At 75.7% G+C, this 2,150-nt stretch carries 3 protein-coding genes and 1 pseudogene; 2 read left to right on the top strand and 2 right to left on the bottom strand.

Going from position 1 to position 2,150, the window contains the following annotated elements; translation table 11 throughout:
• Positions 1-194: 194 nt before the first annotated feature.
• Positions 195-791 carry a hypothetical protein gene (locus tag AB0399_RS40430; RefSeq protein ID WP_366414689.1) on the bottom strand — a complete coding sequence of 199 codons (597 nt, stop codon included), beginning with the start codon at positions 789-791 and terminating at the stop codon, positions 195-197.
• 84 nt (positions 792-875) lie between these two features.
• On the opposite strand from AB0399_RS40430, the gene AB0399_RS40425 reads away from it, so the two are divergent.
• Positions 876-1,166, top strand: a complete 291-nt coding sequence (locus tag AB0399_RS40425; RefSeq protein WP_366414688.1) for a hypothetical protein — start codon at positions 876-878, stop codon at positions 1,164-1,166.
• Positions 1,167-1,176: 10 nt separating this feature from the next.
• Here AB0399_RS40425 and AB0399_RS40420 read toward each other — a convergent pair whose 3' ends face one another.
• Complete coding sequence (locus AB0399_RS40420) at positions 1,177-1,785, bottom strand: TetR/AcrR family transcriptional regulator (protein WP_329369928.1); 609 nt, start codon at positions 1,783-1,785, stop codon at positions 1,177-1,179.
• Positions 1,786-1,984: 199 nt separating this feature from the next.
• Between AB0399_RS40420 and AB0399_RS40415 the strand changes: the two are divergent.
• Positions 1,985-2,150, top strand: a pseudogene (locus AB0399_RS40415) (ABC transporter permease); the annotation flags it as partial.

Raw genomic sequence — 2,150 nt, 5'->3', positions numbered from 1 at the left:
GGGGGGTGGGTTGTTGGGGGGGGGGGGGTGCGGGGGGGGGGGCGGGTGCGGGGGGGGCCCCGCCCCCCTCAGCGCCGGCGGGGGCCGCGCGGCCGCGGCCACCCGCGCGGCGCGCGCCCCCCCCGCGGCCCCTTCCCCCCGGTGCCTTCGACGGGGGGGGGGTGCGCTGGGCCCGGCGCTTCCGCCGGCGCGGACTACCGCGCCCAGCGGCCCATGTCCGGCGCGGTGCCGATCAGGCACTCGACGTCGGACGGGAAGCCGGCAAGGGCGTGGGCGGTCAGGCGCAGGTGGCCCTCCAGGCAGACCAGGTCGTCCTGCCGCACGCCGACCAGGACGACGGGAGGGAACGACGCGCCTCGCGTGAGCGCGCGGGCCGCGTCGAGGAACGGCTCGTTGGACACGTCGAACGCCCGCAGCCCCGCGGTGACGCGGGCGGCGGCGTCGGCCGGCCGGCGGCTGCCGCCCGACAGCTCGACCCAGTAGGAGTAGTCGAGGTACCGCACCGCGGCTGCCTCGGCGGGGGACAGGACCGCCCTGGTCCATGTGACGCCGACGGGGAAGTTCTCGAACAGCCCGCGGTTCTCGCCGTACCCGCGGGTCGCGGCGAGCAGATCGCGACGCGCGAGGTTCGCCCGGGCGTCGGAGAGGTCCGGACGCGTGAGCAGCCTCTCGCTCTGCCCGGCCGCCGCCAGGCGGGACCGCAGGTCCGGGCCGAACCTCCGGCTGGACAACTCCCCGCTCAGGAAGCAGGCGGTCATCTCGTCCGCGCTGCTCGTCACCAGTCCCCGCACGACCGCCAGCCTACGAGCGAGCGCGACCGCGGGGGCCGGTGCCCGGTGGCGTGTCGAGGGTCCGGGGCGAGCCGTGGCGTTGCGGTGAACTCCTCGGTCTCGGCGGCGGACAGCAGCCGCTGGTCGCCGCCGGCGAGGAGGAGCGACCGGGCGCTGACCTTCTCCGGTTCGGTCGCGGCGTCGGCCGCCGAGGGGAAGAGCGCCGCGGGGACCGACCTGCGGCTCGCCGTCCACCGACCCGCCGTCCACCGACCCGCCGCCCGCCAGAGCCGACCCGCCGTCCATCGACCCGCCGCCCGCCAGAGCCGGCCCGCCGACTCGCCGTCCACCGACCCGCCGCCCGCCAGAGCCGACCCGCCGGCCCGTCCCGCCTGACCCGCCCCCGTCAGGGGAGGCGGGTGGCGGACAGGCCCGCCGCGGCGGCGGCCGCGAGCGCGTCGAGGTAGCCGGCCGGGCGGTCGGTGCGGACCATCACCAGCCGCCAGTACACCGGGCCGATGACGAGGTCGAGCGCGAGGTCCACGTCCGTGTCGGGGGCGAGTTCGCCGCGCTTGATCGCGTTGCCGACGACGGCGGCCGCGACCGCGCGCTGGGTGTCGCGCATGGCGGCGTGCGCGGCGTGCGCGATGTCGGGGTTGCGGGCGGCCTCCGCGAGCAGGTCGGGGACGATCTGGGCGGCGAGCGGGTGCTCCAGCAGCCGCGCGGTGACCTCCAGCAGCTCCCGTACGTCGCCCCGCAGCGTCCCGGTGTCGGGCGCGGGCATGCCGTGCACCGCGAGGGCGGACACCACGTCGAGGACGATCGGCAGCTTCGAGGGCCAGCGCCGGTAGATCGCGGCCTTGCCGACCCCGGCCCGGCGGGCGATCCGCTCGATCGACATCCGCCCGTAGCCCACGGCGGCCAGCTCGTCGAAGACAGCGGCGCGGATGGCGTCCGTCACCCCCTCGCGGAGCACGGCGGCGCCGGCTGGTTGACGACGGGGCTTGGGTTCCATGCCCCGAGCATAGCGTCACGACGGAACGGTTGCGTTCCGTTGTGAGGGTCGCCTAGAGTCTGTGGTGCGACGGAACGGTGCCGTTCCGTTGTGTCTCGTTTCGTTCGGTTTCCCTTCGTTCCGTCCCGCGTGCGCCACACCACCCGCGACACGTCGGCGGGGGTCCGGCGATTCGCTCCTCCGGTTGAAAGCGCCCTCCATGACACAGCGCCTCGCCCCCGTGCACGAACCACCGGCCCACGCCATGAGCCCCTCCGAACTCGCCGCGATGTACGGCTTGTCGGTCAGTGGTGCTCGGCCTGGTCTGGTGGCTTACACCCGTCAGTTGTGGGGTCGTCGACATTTCATCAACGAGTTCGCGAAGG

Origin of the sequence: Streptomyces sp. NPDC088194 (assembly GCF_040702025.1) — a bacterium.
In the GTDB taxonomy this organism is placed as follows: Bacteria; Actinomycetota; Actinomycetes; order Streptomycetales; family Streptomycetaceae; genus Actinacidiphila.
Note: the sequence above shows the minus strand (reverse complement) of the source record. Positions and strands in the feature narration are given on the sequence as shown.